Annotated in this window: 10 protein-coding genes; 6 read left to right on the forward strand and 4 right to left on the reverse strand. The window is 72.4% G+C overall.

Features of this window, described 5'->3' with window-relative positions; all coding sequences use genetic code 11:
- Positions 1–9: 9 nt before the first annotated feature.
- Both WMF29_RS24700 and WMF29_RS24705 read left to right on the forward strand, forming a co-directional pair.
- A complete protein-coding gene (locus tag WMF29_RS24700) occupies positions 10–1,776 on the forward strand; it encodes a hypothetical protein (RefSeq protein WP_437322599.1) in 1,767 nt (588 codons plus the stop codon).
- Complete coding sequence (locus tag WMF29_RS24705) at positions 1,773–2,384, forward strand: COMM domain-containing protein (protein WP_437322600.1); 612 nt, start codon at positions 1,773–1,775, stop codon at positions 2,382–2,384. Before WMF29_RS24700 ends, WMF29_RS24705 begins: the two co-directional genes overlap by 4 nt.
- Positions 2,385–2,455: 71 nt before the next feature.
- Here the strand turns inward: WMF29_RS24705 and WMF29_RS24710 are convergent, their stop codons facing one another.
- Positions 2,456–4,672 carry a hybrid sensor histidine kinase/response regulator gene (locus WMF29_RS24710; protein ID WP_437322601.1) on the reverse strand — a complete coding sequence of 739 codons (2,217 nt, stop codon included), beginning with the start codon at positions 4,670–4,672 and terminating at the stop codon, positions 2,456–2,458.
- Positions 4,673–4,719: 47 nt separating this feature from the next.
- Positions 4,720–7,122: a hypothetical protein gene (locus WMF29_RS24715; RefSeq protein WP_437322602.1), complete on the reverse strand. Its 2,403-nt coding sequence runs from the start codon at positions 7,120–7,122 to the stop codon at positions 4,720–4,722.
- A gap of 212 nt (positions 7,123–7,334) precedes the next feature.
- Between WMF29_RS24715 and WMF29_RS24720 the strand changes: the two genes are divergently transcribed.
- Positions 7,335–8,585 carry an MFS transporter gene (locus WMF29_RS24720; RefSeq protein ID WP_437322603.1) on the forward strand — a complete coding sequence of 417 codons (1,251 nt, stop codon included), beginning with the start codon at positions 7,335–7,337 and terminating at the stop codon, positions 8,583–8,585.
- 54 nt (positions 8,586–8,639) lie between these two features.
- On the opposite strand, the gene WMF29_RS24725 is transcribed toward WMF29_RS24720, so the two are convergent.
- Together WMF29_RS24725 and WMF29_RS24730 are read right to left on the reverse strand one after the other, a co-directional pair.
- The gene (locus tag WMF29_RS24725; RefSeq protein ID WP_437322604.1) at positions 8,640–13,826 is read right to left on the reverse strand and encodes an nSTAND1 domain-containing NTPase; all 5,187 of its coding nucleotides are present in this window, start codon (positions 13,824–13,826) and stop codon (positions 8,640–8,642) included.
- An 810-nt stretch (positions 13,827–14,636) separates the two neighbouring features.
- The gene (locus tag WMF29_RS24730; protein WP_437322605.1) at positions 14,637–15,533 is read right to left on the reverse strand and encodes a hypothetical protein; all 897 of its coding nucleotides are present in this window, start codon (positions 15,531–15,533) and stop codon (positions 14,637–14,639) included.
- Positions 15,534–15,712: 179 nt separating this feature from the next.
- Here WMF29_RS24730 and WMF29_RS24735 point away from each other — a divergent pair, with 179 nt between their 5' ends.
- The 3 genes from WMF29_RS24735 (at position 15,713) to WMF29_RS24745 (ending at position 18,703) form a co-directional block, all read left to right on the forward strand.
- A complete protein-coding gene (locus WMF29_RS24735) occupies positions 15,713–17,143 on the forward strand; it encodes an MATE family efflux transporter (protein ID WP_437322606.1) in 1,431 nt (476 codons plus the stop codon).
- A 93-nt stretch (positions 17,144–17,236) separates the two neighbouring features.
- Positions 17,237–17,827, forward strand: a complete 591-nt coding sequence (locus WMF29_RS24740; RefSeq protein WP_437322607.1) for a Uma2 family endonuclease — start codon at positions 17,237–17,239, stop codon at positions 17,825–17,827.
- A gap of 273 nt (positions 17,828–18,100) precedes the next feature.
- Entirely contained in the window at positions 18,101–18,703 is a 603-nt protein-coding gene (locus WMF29_RS24745; protein WP_437322608.1) for a carbonic anhydrase, read from the forward strand.
- Positions 18,704–18,990: the final 287 nt, after the last annotated feature.

An 18,990-nucleotide genomic window follows, 5' to 3' on the forward strand; every position in this document is an offset into this window, starting at 1 on the left:
TCCGAAGCGATGGGAGCGCAGGGCTGCTCGCGAGGGGCGCGCGGCGCGCCGGCGGGCGAGGGGCGGAGCCGCGCTCGGCGCGCGCGCTCGGCGCTGTCGCTCGCCGCGGCGCTGGCCGCGCTCGCGGCGCCGTCCGTCGCGGCGGCGCAGCTCGGGTTCGGCCAGCCCGGCATGTCGCAGCCGCCGCCCGCGAGCGCGCCGAAGCCGCCGCCCGGCACGCCGGAGACGCACGCGGCGCCGACGTCCGAGGAGAGCCCGATCCAGACCCAGGAGCCGACCCTGCCGGAGGACCCGCTGGCGGTGCCGCCCGCGGTCAAGAAGCAGATCGGCACGAACGACGTCGGTGAGTGGGAGGTCGGGCGCGCCGCGGAGATCCAGCGCGACTGGTACGGCCCCTATTACAGCGAGCGGAGCGGCAGCTACCAGTTCAGGACGGTCTTCCCCCTGTGGGCGGAGCGCCGGATGCCCGGCGACCGCGCCACGATGGTGACGCCGCTCTACTACAACCGCCGGAGCAAGGACGTCGACGCCGACGTGCTCTTCCCCTTCTTCTGGAAGCTCCGGGACGAGAACACGTACACGACGATCGTCGGCCCGTTCATGCACCGCGAGTCCGAGGGTCGCCCCGCGAGCCCCGGGCGGGCGGCGGAGCCGGGCCGGCACGACAACTGGCTCGCGCCGCTCTTCTTCGAGGGAAAGCGCGACGACGGGAGCGGCTACTTCCACATCCCTCCCCTGCTGACCTTCACGCATCACACGGCGCAGAGCGGCTTCAACCTGGTCGGCCCCCTCTACTGCAGCTGGAAGGGCGGCCCCGCGTGCGACGTGCGCTCCGCCGACAAGATCCACCTCGGCCTGGCCCCCCTCTACTTCTACGGCCGCGACGAGAGCAGCGAGTACGAGGTCATCCCGCCGCTCTTGCACTACTACCACTACAGCGACGTCGGAGAGCGCTCCACGAACGTGTGGGGCCCGCTGATGTGGCAGCACTCCCGCAAGGGCGACGTGTTCAACATCATGCCCTTCTACTGGCACAGCTGGGGCAAGAACTACGACCGCACGACGCTGTTCCCGTTCTTCCACTACGGGTACGAGGGCAACAAGAGCCTGCTCATCACGCCGCTCTTCCTGAAGGCGCGCGGCGAGGAGGGGGAGAGCACCTTCGCGACCTGGGGCTACGCTCGCTACCGAGGGCGGACGGAGCTCGACATGATCACGCCGCTCTTCTGGCAATACCGGGATCCGGCCATCGATCTCGAGCGGACATTCCTGCTCCCGTTCTATTACCGGGGCACCTCGCCGCGCAGCGATGATCTCGTGCTCTTCCCCTTCTATGGCCGCTTCAAGCGCTACGGGTTGAGCGACACCACGTGGCTCACGCCGCTCGTGCGGCACACGCGGGATCTCACCGGCTGGGAGACGGACATCTATCCGTTCTTCTACTCGGGGAGGAACCGCGACTCGACGCACCTCGTCGCCGCGCCGTTCCTCTGGGACTTCGCGTCGCCGACGTCGCGCACCACGGTGGCCTTGCCGTTCTTCTTCCGGTTCGCGGACCCGACGTCGGTGACGCAGGTCGCGCTCAACACCGTGTACCGGGAGCACCGGGTGCGGAACGGCAAGGAGTGGGAGTTCCACCTCGTCCCCCTGTTCTCGTACGGCGAGACCCCGGACGGTCACTGGTGGAACGTCCTGTTCGGCCTCGCCGGGTACACGCGCGCGGGCACGGCGGCGACGATGCGGGCGCTCTACGTCCCGATCAAGCTGAGCCAATGAGCCCGCGCGGCGCCGAGCTCCGCTGCCTCGGCGGATCGCCGCCGCCCCCGGAGCTCGCCGTCGACCTGCGGCGGCTCCTGGAGCTGCCCGAGGGCGCGCGGCAGCGCCTCTGGGAGGCGCTCGGGCCGAGCCTCGGCGAGCCGGTGCCCGTCGCCGTGGAGCGGCTCCTCGACGCGTTTTGCCGCCGGCACGAGGTCGCGTCCGACGCGCTCGCGCGGGTGCTCAAGGCGTGCCGCTTCCTCATCCGCGAGGCGAGCAAGTCCGACCTCGATCGCGCCGCGCTCGCGGCCGACATCGCCGCGCTCGCGCCCGGCCAGGACGCCGAGGAGATCCAGGCCGTCCTGCTCGCCGGCTACGACCAGGCCAGGGCGCTCGTGCGGCGGGAGATCGTCCGCGGCGCGCTGCTCGACCACGGCAAGCTGCTCACCGGCGTCGAGTGGCGCATCGACACGATCGCGACCGCGAGCCGCGGGGCGAAGATCGCCGCCCCCGTCGTCATTCTCACGCTGAGCTACCAGGAGGGCGACCTCCGCTCCCGCATCACGCTCCAGGCGACCCCGGAGACGCTGAGCGAGCTCCAGCGGCTCTGCGCGCAGATCCTCGGCTGATCGCGCGCGCGGTGTGGACGGACGCGCGGCGGCGTCCCGCCGGTGAGAGCGCGAGCGCTTCTACCTGCTGCTTACCTGCTGCTGTCGCGCGCCTCCGCGCGGGGCGCAGAGTTCGCGGAGACGACCTCGGCGATCGCGGAGAGCGCGTCCTCGGCGGAGAACGGCTTCTCCAGGAGCGGGCGGCCCGACGAGGCGAGGAACCGCTCGACGTCCGCGCCGAAGCCCACGCCGGTCATGAAGATGAACCCCTGCGCGAGCACAGGATCGCTCTCGCGGATCCGCGTGTAGAAGACGTCGCCCGACATGCCGGGCATGCGCAGATCGCAGAGCACGACGTCGAAGCGCTGCCCGCCCGCGAGCATCCCCATCGCGGCGTCGGCGCTCGGCGCGAGCGCCACCTCGTGCACGCGGCCCAGCTGATCGGACAGCGCGCGGGCGAGCGATGCCTCGTCCTCCACCACGAGCACGCGCACCCGCTTCGAGACGAGCCGCGGCACCGGCGAGACGCTCGGCGTCGCCTCGTCCGTCCGCCCCGCCGCGGGCAGCGAGATGATGAAGCGCGCGCCGCCCGGCGGGACGCGCCCAGGGACCGGGCTCTCCGCGGTGATCTGCCCGCCCGCGCGCTCGATGATCTCGCGGCTGATCGACAGCCCGAGCCCCGTGCCGACCTCCGGGCCCTTCGTCGTGAAGAAGGGCGCCCAGATGCGCGGCAGGTTCTCCTCCGCGATGCCGGCGCCCGTGTCGCTCACCACGATCTCGACCGTCTCCCCGTCGCTCCGCGTCTCGACCGTCACCGTCTGATCGCGGGCCTCGTGCTTCGAGCTCGGCTTCGGGATCGCCTGGGCCGCGTTGACGAGGAGGTTCACGATGACCTGGCCGAGCCGGCCGTCATCCATGAGGATCGGCGGCACTTCGGAGAGGTTCTTCACGATCTGCGCCCGCTCGATGATCTGGCCGCGCGTGAGGCTCAGCGCGGACTCGACCGTGCGGTTCGCGTCCGTCAGCGTGCGCCGCGAGCCCTCCGGCTGCGGCGGGCTCGCGAACAGCTTGAGATCGCGGACGATGTCGACGATGCGCTTGATCGAGTCGCGCAGCTCCTTCACGAGCTCCGACGCGCTGGAGGCGGCGCTGCCCTCCATGCGCACGTTCGGGCCGCGCAGGAGGCGGTCGAGCATGTCCAGGCCGAGCAGGATGAACGCCGCGGGGTTGTTGATCTCGTGCGCCACGCCGGCCGCGAGCGTGCCGAGCGTCGAGAGGCGATCGACCTGGATGAGCCGCGTGCGCGCCGCGTGCTCGGTGCTCACGTCCGCGAGGACGCCCTCGATCGCCACCACCCGGCCGCGATCCGAGACGAGCGGGTACACCGTGCCGCGCGCGGTGATCGCGTCGCCGCCCCGCCGCCGCAGGCGCGCCTCGTAGGAGGCCGACGGGGCCCCGAGCTTGGCCCGCGCGACGGCGTCCTCGAAGCACATCACGCCCTCGGGATCGGCGTGCGCCTCCCCGAGGAAGCCCGGCGTCTTGAGCGCCTCGGCCACCGGCACGCCCAGGAGCCGCTCGGCGTGCCGGTTCAGGAACGAGAGCTCGCCGGACTCCGGGTCGAGCCGGAAGATGATGAGCGGCGCGTTGTCGAGGAGGTTCCTGTGCTGCTCCTCGAGCTCGCGGATCCTGAGCAGCCGCTCGGCGGCCTCGCGCTCCCCGGCGACGACGCGCAGCGAGCGATCCAGGCCGGCGCCGAGCGCGTCGGCGATCTCCTCGAGGAGCGGGATCGGCGCCGAGGCCGCCGCGCCGGCGTCTCCGTAGCCGACGACGAGCGCCGCGATGATCGGGCAGCCGAAGCCGCCGGCCCCGGCGCCGGCCGGCCCGGAGCGCGCGGGGTGGCCGGGCTCGGCGCCCGGAGGCGCGGCCCGCACCGGGAGCGCGACGTACGAGAGACACCCCTCGCCGGCCCCCATCTGGGCGAGCGCGTTCCCCGCGCGGTTGTCGTCGCAGGAGAACGGCTCGCCCTCGGCGAACACCCGCCGGAAGAGCGCCGCGGGCGCCGGCAGGCGCGCGCCGAACGGGGCGGCGGCGAGCGCGTCGCCGCGGAAGACCGCGTACGCGCGGAGCCCGCCCTCCGGCTCCGGGAACACCACCGCGAGCAGCTGGAACGCGGCGAACCGGCCGACGGCCGCGGCGAGCTCCTCGAACGGCCTCGGCAGGAGCAGGTTCGAGTGGCGGGCCACGACGGTGAGGACGGCGTTCAGCGCGACGAGGCGGCCAACCCTCTCGCTCGCAGGCTCAGCGTGCATTTCCACGACATCTCACCACGTCAGCGCGCAGGGACGAGAGGCATTCTTCACTTTTGTCCGGCCGGCGGGTCGCCCGCGGTCGCCGGGGACGTAGGCAAGGCCGCCTCGCCCGCGCAGCGCTCGAGCAGGCGGAGGGCGGCGTCCCGGCGCTCCTCGCTCACGGCCGGCCCCGTGCCAGCGGCCCCGTCGTGCGCTGCGTACTGGGCGAACATCCTGCGGGCGGTCTCGACGTCCTCGACGCCGCACGCGACCACGAGCCGGAGCCGCTCGGCCTCGATCCAGACCCGCTGGACGGGCAGGTGGGCCGCGAGCGCCCGGTCCAGGCGATCGGCGGCCTCGTCGAAGCGGCCGTCGCTCAGGTAATGGCGGCCGAGCAGGTAGTTGGGCAGGCCATCGCCGGGGGATTGCGCGGCCCACGCGCCGAGCAGCTCCGCCGCCCGGAGCCTGTCGGGCGCGCCGCCGCGCGTGCCGATCAGCAGCTCGACGATGGCCGCGCGGGCGCGCTCGTCGTTCGCGGCGGCGATCTTCACGTCGAGCGTCCGGAGCCGGTCCTCGTCGACGAGCCGGCCGGCGACCTCGCGGTACCACGCCGCCGCGCGCTCCCTGTCGCCCGCCGCGAGCGCGACGTCGCCGAGCCGCTCCGCCGCGCGGTCGCGCAGGTGGCGCGGGATCGACGCGTCCCCGGCGACGCCCTCGAGCTCGCGGATCCCCTCGCTCCGCTCGCCGGGCGCGTCGCTGGCGAGCCGCGTCTCCGCGATGGCGATGCGCGGCGCGGGGCTCCGGTCGAGCGACAGCACGCGCCGGTACGCATCGATGGCGCCCTCGTGGTCGCCGCGCGCGCGCAGCTCCTCCGCCTCGTGGGTGCACGCGTCGACCACGTGCGGGCAGCGCCGCTCGAAGAGCGCCGGCCGATCGAAGCGGGCCTTCGCCTGCGCCTTCGCCGCGTCGGGGAGCGTGAGCGCGTCGAGATCGGCGTGCCACGCGCGCTCCATCACCGCCCACGAGGCGCCGGTGATTTCCGGCAGCGCCTTGCCGCCGTACCAGGCGCGCACCGCGTCCGCGCCGTACGTCGCGCGCACGTGGCCGACGAACGCGCCGCTCACGGTGTAGGCGGTCGACGAGTTCTCGGCGAGGAAGCCGAGCGCGAACAGGCGCGCGAGCGGCGGCAGGATCCCGAGATCTTTCATCGCCTTGGCCCACGCGCGCGGGCTCAGGTCCTCGCCCTCCCTCGGCGAGCCGGCGACGGCGATCCCCTCGATGAGCCCCGGGTCGGGGAGCCACCCGCCGAGCCGCCCGGCGATCTTGAACGGGCCGCGGGCGAAGGCGCCGGCGAGCACGTGCATGATCTCGTGCCCGAGCGTCGGGTGCGGGTAGCCGGCGGCCTGCAGGTACACCTCGCGGCGCCAAGGCTTCGCGACGTACGTGCGCGACGCGCCCATGAGCGCGCCCTTCTGCGCCGCGCTCTCGAACAGGTAGGCGCGGACCCGGAGCGGCGCGCCGTCGACCACCGCGGGCGCCCCGAGCCAGCGCTCGCCGGCCTCGATGTGGGCGTCGCACTCGCGCACGAAGCGCTGGACGTCGGCCTCGCGCATCCCGCGCGGGTAGACGACCTCGCAGCGATGGCCCTTCGAGAGCGCGCCGAGCTCGGCCGCGATGCTCTCGGAGGTCTGGAAGTGGCCGAGGCGCTCGCCCTCCAGGACGGTCGCGGCGCTCAGCGCGGCGCTCGCGACGCCGAGCAGGAGCAGCCCGGGCCGGCCCTGCAGCTGGAACGACACCCGCCCGCTCGCGTCGTGCACGAGGTGCTGCGCGAGCGCCGACGCGGCGAACAGCGTGGCCAGCGTCCCCGCGCGGTACGTCAGCAGCCCGGACGCGTCGACGACCGTGTCGTAGAGGGTGCCGCTGAAGAAGCCGGCGAAGGGGTCGTAGGCGAAGACGATCGGGCTCGTGTAGAAGCGGACGGCGCTCACGCCGATCGAGCCGAGGGGGGCGGCGAGCGCCGCGAGGACGGCGACGAGCCGGCGCCGCCACGCCGGGCGTGGAGGCGCGGCTTCGTCGCGCCGGATGCCGGCGGCGAGCTCGCCCGCGACGGCGCCCCAGGCGCCGCCAAGCGCCGCGCCGAGCCCGGGCCCGAGGGCGAAGTGCGCCGAGCCGCCGAGCACGTCGCAGAAGCCGGCGCGCAGGCCGTGCGCCAGCGTGGTGGCGTACGCGACGACCGCGAGCAGGGCGCCGCTCGCGACGCCGCGGCGGAACGCCTCGACGGGCGGCGGCCGATGCGCGGCGACGTCGAGGGCGGTCACGATCGCCGCGGCGGCCGGGACGATGAGGCCGGCGGCGAGCGCGCTCTCGTAGCCGGGGCCGTCGAAGAGGGGCAGGAAGCCGACGAGCGCCATCGCGATCGCGACGAGCGCGGCGCCGAGCCTCATGGCCGGTGAACGCAGCAGCGTGGGCATGGTCGCGTGGGACTCCAGAGCTGCCTTCGTAGCCGCGCCTGCCCGGAGAGGCGAGCGGGATGCGGGCGCCCCGGCGCGATCAGCGAGCTGCGTCCTCGATGGACGGTATCGACGTGGCGACGGCATATGAAGAGCCGTTTGGGCGGCCATGTTCGTTCGATAGTGCGCGCTTCTCCTTCCCTCCTCTTTCTGCTCTGCTCGCGCCCCGGTCCATGTCCTCCCCGCCCGCCGGCCTGTCGCGCCACCCCGATTTCCTGCGCCTCTGGGCGGCGCAGGCCGTGAGCGCGGTGGGCAGCCGCGTCAGCCGGACGGCGCTGCCCGTGATCGCCATCGTGAGCCTCGGGGCCGATGCGTCGGGCGTGGCGGTCCTCTCCGCCGTGTCCACTGCGCCGGGCGTCCTCGTGGGGCTCTTCGCGGGCGGGCTCGTCGATCGCTCGCGCAAGCGGCCGCTGCTCGTCGGCGCGGATCTCGTGCGCGCGGCGCTGATCCTCTCGGTCCCGATCGCGGCCTGGACCGGCACACTGACCCTGCTCCAGCTCTCCGCGGTGGCCGCGCTGGTGGGCATGGCCACTTCCCTGTTTCAGATAGCCGACAACGCCTACTTGCCGGCGCTGGTGGGGCAGGACCACCTGGTCAAGGCGAACGCCAGGCTGGAGGGGACCGAGGCCGCCGCGGAGATCGCGGGCCCCGGCGCCGCGGGCATCCTGATCCAGGCGCTGACGGCGCCGGTGACGATGGTGGTGGACGCGCTGTCGTATCTCGTGTCGGCGGCGCTCCTCGGACGCATCCGGGCGGCGGAGACGCCTGCCGTCCCCGCGGGCGGCGGAGGCGATGGAGGCGCCTCGCTGGTCGAGGATCTCCGGGTGGGGCTGCGCCACGGCCTGGGCCACCCCGTGGTCGGGGCGACTTTCCTGGCGATGGGCGCCCACGCGCTCCTGCTCGGCGGGGTCTTCTCCGCGCTGTACATGCTCTATCTCCTGGAGCATCTGCTGCTGGACACGACCACGGTCGGGCTGATCATCAGCGCGGGCGGCATCGGCGCGCTGGGCGGCAGTTTCCTCGCGGGGTGGCTGGGCCGACGCCTCGGCGCCGGGCCGGCGATGATCCTCAGCCTGTTCATGAGTCAGGCCGGCTGCGCGCTCATCCCGCTGGCCGCGCAGCTCGGGCGGCTCGCGGTCCCTGCCCTCGTTGTGCACCAGCTCGTCGGGGACGCGTTCCTCATGGCCTTCATGATCCACGCGGTGAGCGCCCGGCAATCCATGCTGCCGTTGCACGTGCTCGGCCGGGTCGACGCCACGCTCCACGTGCTCACCGGGGCGCTCTTGCCGGCGGGAACGCTGGCAGCCGGCTGGCTCGCGGGGCGGATCGGCGTGGAGGCGACGGTCTGGGCGTTCGTCATCGCGGGGTTCGCAGCGCCGCTCCTGCTGGTGCGGCCCGCGGTCTGGCGGCTGCGGGCGGCGTGAGGGCGCGCGGATTCGCGGGCGTGAGCCTGCGTGCGCTCGATGGAAGGGTGATCGTCATCGGCCGGCCGTGCTGCCCAGCCGGCCTCCCGGATCCGCCTGACCTCCCGGCGCGTCCGCGCGGACCGCGGCGACCTGCCGCAGACAGGCCTCCTGGCTCGCCCGGGCGGCGGATTCGGGCACACGAAGGAGCTCGATCCTCCGCTCGACGGGCATGCAGTAGGTCGTCGCCGTCCAGAGCTTCGGGTCATCGACGCCGCGGAGCGGCTCGAGATCGGTCCACACCCGCGCGACCTTGTCGTCGGACCCGGTGACGATGCGCTTGCCATCGGGGCTGTACGCCACGGCGTTGACGGGCGCGTCGGACCCGCGCAGCACGAGAGGCTCGCCCGTGCCGTCGGCATTCCATATCCGCGTCGTCCTGTCGTCGGACGCGGTGACGACATACTTGCCGTCGGGGCTGAACGCCGCAGCATTGACCCAGTGCTCGTGACCGCGCAGGACCACGGGCATTCCTGTGCCGTCGGCGTTCCACACCCGCGCCGTCTTGTCCCACGACGCCGTGACGACGCGCTTGCCATCATGGCTGAACGCCGCCGATACGACCCAACGATCGTGCCCTCGCAGGACCACCGGCTCGCCCGTGCCATCGGCGTTCCACACACGCGCCGTGTTGTCATACGAGGCGGTGACGACGCGCTTGCCGTCGGGGCTGAACGCCGCCGAACGCACCCGGTCCGCGTGACCACGGAGCGTCACGGGCTCTCCAGACCCGTCGGCGTTCCACACGCGCGCCGTCTTGTCCCATGACGCCGTGACGATGCGCTTGCCGTCAGGGCTGAACGCGGCAGCTCGAACCCTGTTGTCGTGACCGCGGAGCACCAGCACCTCTCCCGAGCCGTCGGCGTTCCACACCCGCGCTGTCTTGTCGTCGGACGCGGTGACGACGCGCCTGCCATCGGGGCTGAACGCCGCAGAGAACACCGCATCCTCGTGCCCACGGAGGATCACGGGCTCTCCCGAGCCGTCGGCATTCCACACGCGCGCCGTCTTGTCCCATGACCCCGTGACGACGCGCTCGCCATCCGGGCTGAAGGCCGCGGAGTAGATCGCATCCTCGTGCCCACGGAAGCTGAGGGGCTCACCCGTGCTCTCGGCGTTCCACACCCGCGCCGTCTTGTCATAGGACGCCGTGACGATGCGCCTGCCGTCGGCGCTGAACGCCGCCGAGTAGACCCGATCCTGATGGCCACGCAGGATCCGCGGCTCGCCCGTACCATCGGCGTTCCACACCCGCGCCGTCTTGTCCCACGACGCGGTGACGATCCGCTCGCCATCCGGGCTGAACGCCGCAGAGTAGACGACGTCCTCGTGACCGCGCAGGATCCGGGGCTCGCCCGTACCATCGGCGTTCCACACCCGCGCCGTCTTGTCCCACGACGCCGTGACGACGCGCTTGCCATCCGGGCTGAACGCCGCCGAGTAGACGGCATCCTCGTGACCGGGCAGGACCACCGGCTGGCCCGTGCCATCGGCGTTCCACACCCGCGCTGTCCTGTCGAACGACGACGTCACGATGCGACCGCCGTCGCGGCTGAACGCCGCGAAATAGACCGGCTCCGCGTGACCGCGGAGGACGAGGAGCTCGCCCGTGCCATCCGCCTTCCACACCCGCGCTGTCCTGTCGAACGACGACGTCACGATGCGATCGCCATCGGGGCTGAACGCCGCCGAATAGAGCCCCTCCTCGTGACCGCGGAGGACGAGCGGCTCGCCGGTGCCCTCGGTGCTCCACACCCGCGCTGTCCTGTCGTCCGACGCCGTCACGATGCGCGCGCCGTCGGGGCTGAACGCCACCGAGTTGATCGGCCCCTCGTGGCCGCGAAAGACCAGCGGCTCGCCCGTGCCATCGGCGTTCCACACCCGCACGGCCCTGTCCGCGCAGATCGTCGCGACGTGCTTGCCGTCGGGGCTGAACGCCGCGCGGATGACGAAATCCGGATGGGTGAGCACCACGCGCGCGACCCAGCTGTGCAGCGCCCAGCGCGCGAGGGTGGCCCACCCGCGCGGCACCTCGGGCGGCTCGACCTCCCGCAAGAGCGCCAGCACCGTCGTCGGATCGGACTGCAGCTCGCGCGCCGCGGCCATGCGGGTGGCGTTGCGCGCCAGCTGCGCGTCCGCCTGCGCGCGGATCGCCAGGTACGACACCATGACCGCGAACGCGCTGAGCGTCGCGATCACGCCCATCGCGAGCTGCCGCCGCAAGCGCCGCGCGCGCTCGGCGAGCTCCACCACGGCCAGGAGATAGCGCTCCTCGCGCTTGCCCAGCCCCGCTCGCCCGTCGGCGCCCTGCGCGGCGCGCCGGCGCTCGTACCACGCCCTCGCGTCCTGGGCCGCGCGGTCGCGCCAGAGCAGCCCCTCGGCCCGGCCGCTCGCCTCCCACTGCTGCGCCGAGGCGCGCAGCCGGGCCAGGAACTGCGCGTCTTGCTCGCCCTCGGCGAGCCACTGCCGGAGCTTGGGCCACCGCTCGATCAGCGACTCGTGCACGAGCTCCACCGTCGTGCCCTCGCGCTCGCCCCCGGTCTCGATCAGCAGCAGCCGCGCGCCGGCCAGGTGCTGGACCACCTGATCGATCGCCTCGCCCGCAGGCCCCTCGCCGTTCTGCGCCACCCCGTGGAGCTCCTCCAGGCTGACCACAGCGCGCGTGCGCTCGGGCGTGACGAGGCGCACCAGCACCGCCCGGGCCAGCCGATGCTCGCGCGCCGGCAGCGCCAAGAGCACCGCGTCCGCGTGCGCGGACAGGGCGCCGGCCACGCCGCCCAGCCTCTCGTAGCTGTCTCGCGTCAGCAGCCGGCGCTCGCGATCCCGCGCCTCCCACAGCTTCGCGGCCGTGAACTGCAAGAGCGGCAGCGGGCTGCGCGTACTCTCGAGCGTCCCCAGCATCTCCCCGACCATCTCGGCCGTCTCGAAGTGGTGACCGGCCGCCTCCAGCGGCCTCGTCAGCGCGTCGCGCAGGCCGTCGCGCCCCATCGGCGGCAGCAGCGACAGGCCGCGCGTCACGTCGACCACGAAGTCGTGATCATCGGCCATGCGATCGAGGAAGTCGGAGCGGACGGCGAGCAGCACGCGGAGGGGCGATGACGCGTCGTCGGCCACGCCTTCCAGGCAGGCCACGAACGCGGCCCGCTCCTCGCGGCTGGCGCCGAGCGTGTACAGCTCCTCGAACTGATCGACGAAGAGCAGCGCGTGGTGCCTCGTCCCCTCACGGCGGCAGCGCGCGCGCAGCCGAGCGCCCAGGTGCCCCGGCTGCGCGCGCAGCGTGGCGACGATCCCGTCGTGGTCGGCGAGCTCGGCCGATCCGGACCCCGAGCTGGCCGCCTCGGCCTCGGCCACCTGCGCGAGCACATCGACGAGCGCCGACAGCGGCCGGCGCCCCGGCCGCACGATGAACGTCTCCCACCGCTCGCTGGAGCGCTTCAACGCCGGGATCACCCCCGCGCGCACGAACGACGACTTGCCCGCCCCCGACGGGCCGACGACCGTGAGGAGCGGCTGGTAGCGCAGCCGCGTCGTCGTGGCGGCGATCTGGCGATCGCGGCCGAAGAAGCGCGCCGCGTCCGACTCCTGGAACGCGGAAAGCCCTGCGAAAGGGCTCTCGTCGTCGCCCAGCTCGAGCGCCTTTCGACCGGGCAGCAGCGCCTCCAGCTCCGCGAGCAGCTCCTTGGCCGAGCCGATGCGCTCGTGCTTGCGCTTCTTCAAGCAGCGATCGACCAGGTCGCCGAGCGCGCCCACGTCCGGGCGCCGCGCGGCCACGCGCGGCATCGGGAGATCGAGCTTCACGATGTCGGCGAGCCGCGCGACCGAGAACGGATCGAGCGGGTGCACCCCCACGAGCAGCGTGTACAGGAGGATGCCCACGGCCCAGAGGTCGCAGCGAGGATCGACGTCCCCGCCCAGCAATTGCTCCGGCGACATGTAGGCCGGCGTGCCGATGAGCCCGCTCCGGTGGCCATCGCCGTGGCCTCGCGCGAGCGTCGCCTGCGCGCCCGTGAGCGTCGACATCACCCTGAGGTCGAGCTGCTTCGCGATCCCGAAGTCGAGCACCTTGATGCTCCCTGTGTCGTCGATGAGGATGTTCTCGGGCTTGAGATCGCGGTGCACGATCCCGAGCTCGTGCGCGCAGACCAGCGCGCGGATCACCGGGATCATCAGCTCGACCACCTGGCCAGGCGACATCGGGCCAGACGGCCCTATCGCGGCGAGCGGCCCTGGCGCGCTCGGGTGCTCGCGCTGGGCCAGCCATTCGCTCAGCGTGCGGCCCTTGATGTACTCGAGCACCAGGTACGGGTGTCCTTTGATCTCGTCCACCTCGTGGATCACCACGATGTTCTCGTGACGGCAGCGCGCCGTGGCCCGCGCCTCGTCCAGGAAGCGCTCGTTCCCCTGCCCGCTGAACTCGAGCAGCAGCTTGATCGCGACGAGGCGCCCGAGCTTCGTGTCCCTGGCCAGGTACACGATCCCCATGCCTCCCCGGCCCAGCTTGCGGATGATCTCGTAGTGCTTGATCATGCCGCCGACGTCCGGCAGCGCGGAGCCCGGCTCGCTCCCCGCCGGCGTCGCGCCCCCCACCGTGGTTGCGGCATGTTCGTCGTGCGCGACGTGCACCGATGGAGCTGCGGCCTCGCGCGCTCGCTCCTCGGGCGTCACGCCGGCCGACGCCTCCGTGGGTGCCAGGCTGGCGAGCGCGAGCGTCGTCTCGGTCGACTCGCCACGCATTCCGCTCGATCCGGGTCGGTCCGGCTGTCTCTGCTCTTGGGCCTCGGCGTCGCGGTGCGGCGCCTCCTCGAGATCGAGCGTCGCCTGCGGCAGGGTCGCGCCGAGCGCGGGCTGCCGCGGGTCATCCTGCGCGGGCATCACCTCCCGCAGGGTGTGTCCCGGCATGAGCTCGAAGACGGTATAGAGCTGCCCCCCGCCGGCGTGCCCCCAGTCGACGGGCCGGATGATCGGGGAGTTCTGGAGCCGTGTGCCAGAGCGCATCTCCCGCAGGAACCGCGAGACGGAGCGCCGCGAATGGTGCCCGCCGTCTCCATCCCGAGGCAGGCGGAGAATCTGGAGGACGATCGGCCGACCGCCCCGGATGCGCCGGCCCCTGTAAACGACCGTTCGGCCGCTCGCTCGGCAGCACGACAGGATCTCATAGCGACCCTGGAACACCGTCCCTGGCGCGAGGGTCTCGCGGCTCATCCTGGCCCCTCCGATCGCTGCCACGCCCGCGCGGCGGCTCCGGACGAAACGTCCCCACCCCCTGTCGACACGCAACGCTCCTGAATGTCGAATTCGTCGCGCCGCTCTGGCGAGAGAACCCGACGGCCTACCCGGACCGATGCTCAAGCAGCCGACCGTCGCTGCCTGTCGAAGCTTCTATAGCATACCTCCCCACATCGTCCGGTGTCGGCGCCTCCGATGCGTCAGCCCCTCTCCTTACACACCGGTTGACACCAGCGCTCCCGTCGCTCTCCTCCTTTTCTTCCCCCATTTCAGGCCGCTCGGTATTGCGGCAATTCCCAGGCGCCGAGTCGTGGCACAGGCGAGGAGCCGGGCTGTGGCTCAGGCGACGTGTCCAGTCATGGCTCGGTGACGTGTCCAGTCATGGCTCGGGGTCAGGCGAGGAGCCGGGCTGTGGCTCAGGCGACGTGCCCAGTCATGGCTCAGGCGACGATCTCGAACCGCGGCTCAGGCGACGACCCCGGTCGTGGCTCGGACGACGAGCCCAGTGGACGGGGCGAGGAGTCCCGCCCGCAGCGCGGCCACCTGCGCGCAGCCGTGCTCGTACCGTACGGGACGTCCCGCCGGGGCCCTCGGAGCGCGACCTGTTGCCGGATGCCGCAAACCATTGCGGAAGAGAGCAAGCGGTTGCGTACCGCCTCCGCGGCCTGGCGCCGCCCGGGCTCCCGTCGTCCGCCCCCTGTGTGGCCTGTGCGCGTGCGCGCGGGATCTGCGCTGGCGGCGTGGGCGCCGCGGGCGCCGGTCCGGCACCGCGGCGGCCGAAGAGCGTCAGCCGAGCAGCGGCTCCGCGCCGGCGGCCTCGCCCTCGGCGCCCTCGTCCTCGTCGAGGGGCACGTCCTCCTCGATCACCTCTCCGGCGGCGGCCGCCGTGCGCTTCACGGCCGTGAGGCCGAGCTGGATCTGCGCCTTCACCGGGAAGACCTGCCGGAGCGTCGTCGCCCAGTCGTTGAACCAGTCCCGCAGGCCCTCGAGCCCCTCCCGTTGCTCCCGCCAGGCCCTCGCCAGCTCGGCCGCCGGCACCCGAGGCGGCTGCGCCTGCGCGCCGGCGCCAGCCTCGAGCCTCGCGAGCAGATCGCGCACCTGCTGCACCTTCGCCTCGGTCAGCCCGCGCGCCGCGAGGGTCCTGTGGACCTTCTTCGCGTCACCATCGCTGTTCCTGGCGAGCCCCTCGAGGCGGCGGAGGTACGTCCCGACCGACGTGGTCACCGTCGACCCGAGCGGCTGCGGCTCCAGGTGCTTGAAGAACGCGGCCTCGAAGCCCTCGCGCCGCTCGCGCGCCACGACGCGGCGGATGATCGCGCGCGTGCGCGGGAACCACGTGTTCTCGAAGACGTCGATCTCCCGGAGCAGCTGCATCCGCTCGGCCCCCTCGACGCCCCCGCCGCTCGCGGCCTCCGCGAAGAGGTGCTCGAGCGGGCGCTGCTCGCCCGCGGCGAGCTTGAACAACCGCCACCCCTCGCGGTGCTCGTTCGCCGCGTAGCCCTCGCGACGCGCCCGCGCGATGAACGGCGCCGCCTGGACGTTGACGAGGAACCGGAGAGCGCGACCCAGGAGGTCCTGCTCGGCCGCGGTGAGCGCCAGCGGCAGGGACGCCTCGGAAGGCCCGGACGACGCGGGCCGCGCTCCCGGATTCCGGGAAGCGCTCGCGGACTTCGCTTTCGACATGTCGTTTCTCCTCGCTGGCGCGCCTGGACTGGGCTCGAGCGCTCAGCGGCGTCGGCCGATTGCAAGCTGCGCGCCAGCGGGGTGGACGGTGGACGGTCGCCGCGCGTTCGCTACGTTACGCCGCGACTGAACAGGCCACCACGAGGCCGCTCTCCACCCGCTCCCAGGCGAGGAACCTGATGCAATCGAAGTTTGGAACCGACCTGACGACAGGCAGCATCCCGAGACATATCGTGACGTTCTCCCTCCCGATGCTGATCGGGGGCTTCCTTCAGACGACCTACAGCTTCATCAACGCCATCTGGGTCGGTCAGTTCCTGGGCACGGCGGCCCTGGCGGCCGTCACCGTCAGCTTCCCGATCATCTTCACCATCTTCGGCGTCGGGATGGGGATGACCCTGGCAACGAACATCCTCGTCTCGCAGAGCTTCGGCGCCAGGCGGTTCGATGAGCTGCGGCGCGTGGTCGACGGCTCCACCGTGCTGATCTACGGCCTGGGCCTCCTGCTCACCGCGCTAGGAGAGCTCTTCGCGCCCCAGATCCTCCGCGCGATGGACACGCCGGCTGACGTCTTCGCGCCGTCGGTCAGCTATCTCCGCATCTACCTGCTCTCGCTGCCGTTCAGCTTCGGCATGTTCGCGCTCCGGAGCATGCTGCAAGGCACCGGCGACTCCAAGACGCCGCTCTATTTCCTGCTCGGCTCCGTCGCGCTGACGACCGTCCTCGACCCGCTCCTCATCTTCGGGCGGCTGGGGCTGCCGGAGCTCGGCCTGAACGGGACGGCCTGGGCCACGCTCGTCTCTCAGGCCATCGCGCTCGTGGCGCTCAACCTGTACCTCCACGCCCGCAGGTCGCCGATCGCGCCGAGCTGGCCGCGCTTCGGCCAGCTCGGACCGACGATCCGAAAGACGCTCCGCATCGGCGTGCCGGCGGCCGTCCAGCAGTCGGTGGTGGCGCTGGGCATGGTCGTCGTGACGGGGCTCGTGAACGGGTTCGGGGAGATCGCGACCGCAGCGTTCGGCGCGGCCTCGCGCATCGACCAGATCGCCTTCCTGCCGGCGATCAACATGGGGATGGCGATATCGACGCTCGCCGGGCAGAACCTGGGGGCGGGGCACCACGGCCGCGTGCGCGAGATCTTCGCGTGGGGTTGCCTGTTCAGCGGCGGGATGACGCTCCTCATCTCGGCGGTGGCGGTCGCGTTCCCCGAGGCGCTCCTCAGGGTGTTCATCGCCGATCCGGCCGTCATCGAGCTCGGCGTGTCGTACCTGCACACGGTCGGCGCGTGCTACGTGTTCTTCGGCCTGACCTTCGTGAGCAACGGCATCATCAACGGCGCCGGCGCGACGATGGTCACGACCGCGACGACGCTGCTCAGCCTCTGGGTCGTCCGCGCCCCGCTCGCGTACTGGCTCTCGCGCGAGATGCGCAACGTGAAGGGCGTCTGGTACGCCATCGCGGCGAGCTTCGTCGTGTCGATGATCACCGGCACCGCCTACTACGCCTCGGGGCGATGGAAGCGGACCCTCGTCCAGAAGGCGCCTCCGGGCGGCGCGGCGAGGCAGGCCGACCCCGCGCAGGCGTTTGCGAGCGAGGTGGGAGAGGCGTGAGGGCGGCGAAGCGCCCGCGCGGGCCGGCCGCCCTGCGCGGAGGCCTGGGGCTTGCAACTTGCTTCGCCGCCCCCCCCAGGGCACGCTGGACCCATGGGCCATCCCGCCGAAAAGCGTCGACGCGCGACATACGCCGACCTCGAGGCGGCGCCGCCGAACAAGGTGGCAGAGCTCCTCGGCGGCGAGCTTCACCTCTTCCCCCGACCAGCGCCGCGTCACGCGCGCGCCGCGTCGAGCCTGGGCATCGAGCTCGGCGGTCCCTTCGATCACGGCAAGAACGGCCCGGGCGGCTGGTGGATCCTGGACGAGCCCGAGATCCACTTCCCCGATCCGGCCTCGCCAGGCGACGTGGATGTCGTCGTGCCGGACCTCGCGGGGTGGCGCCGGGAGCGCATGCCCGAGCTCCCCGACACGCCCTACTTCTCGCTCGCTCCGGACTGGATCTGCGAGGTCCTGAGCCCCTCGACCGAGCAGCACGATCGGAAGGAGAAGATGCCCGTCTACGCGCGCGAGGGCGTACGGCACGTCTGGCTGATCGCGCCCCTCCAGCGGACCCTGGAGATCTTCACGCTCGCCGCGGACCGCAGCTGGGCACCGATCGCCACCCACCGCGACACCGCGAGCGTCCGCGCCACGCCCTTCCAGGCCATCGAGCTCGATCTCGCCGTGCTCTGGGCGACGTAGCGCTCACGTTCGGTCCACGGCGAGCGCGAGGCGCCCCTGCCCCCACGGAGCCGTGAACGCCGCCGCTAGGCCGGCTCGCGCCGTGTGCTCGCGCGCGCTCCGGCCGGCGCCTGCTCCGGCCTCTCTCGCGCCGCGCGCCCGGTTTCCCTCGTCCTGTTCGCCCGCTCCGCCCCGCGCCGCTTCCCCTCGCCTGACGACGCGCAGAGCTCGGGAACCGGACGCGCCCCCGTTCCGACTCATGCGGGGACCGCGCCTGGTCCGCGAGGAGAACCGATGCAGCTCTCGAACAGCAGGTCACCCGAGGCCCCCGCCTCGACACGGCGGCGGCGCGCAACCGCAGCGCTGGATCCCCGCCATACGCTGCTGATCTCATGCTTCGACGCCGCGCTCCCCCTCGGACGGATGGGGCTCGCTGCCGACGGGGTGCCCTGCGCGCAGGTCCGATCGCCGGCGCACCTCGTGGCGCCCTGGAAGGACAACGCCGAGAGCGAGAATGCTTCGCTCCTGCTGTCGCTCTCGATGCGGGAGACACACGACGTCGTGATCTGCGGCCACGTCCGGTGCGCGGCGCTCGAGGTGCTCCTCGACGGGGAACGCGATCGGCAGGCCTTCGGGCTCCTGTCGCAGGTGCCCGCGGCGCGCGCGACGATCGACCTCGTGCGCCACAACTACGGCGGCCTCCACCGCGACGCCCTCCGCGAGGTGACGGCCCAGGAGAACGTGCTGACCCAGCTCGATCACCTGCTCACCTACCCGCTCCTGGCGCAGGGAGGCGGGCCGCGCGTCCACGCCTGGCTCTACGACGAGCGCGACACCTCGCTCTGGGCCTACTCCTTCGAGGAGTCGCAGTTCGCGCACCAGATCTCGCTCCGGTGAGGAAGAGCGCGAGTCAGAGAGCGCGACTCGGGGTAATGGGGGAATCCCCATAGGCGTTAACCAAGCTTCGCGCCGCGTTCTCCTAAATCCGAACGTTTACGTAGTCGTAGTCGTGGTCGTGGTCGTGGTCGTCAACGATAGGCCGTGAACGACCACGACCACGACCACGACTACGTAAACGTTCACGTTGGTGGCCGATGGGGGGAATCTCCCCATCCCGCCAAGATTTTGTGTTTTCTTGGCGGCTTGGCGGTTCAAACGACCCCACCTTCAGCCAAAGCACCCCG

The sequence above is a fragment of the Sorangium sp. So ce381 genome (assembly GCF_051473845.1).
Taxonomy (GTDB): domain Bacteria; phylum Myxococcota_A; class Polyangia; order Polyangiales; family Polyangiaceae; genus Sorangium; species Sorangium atrum.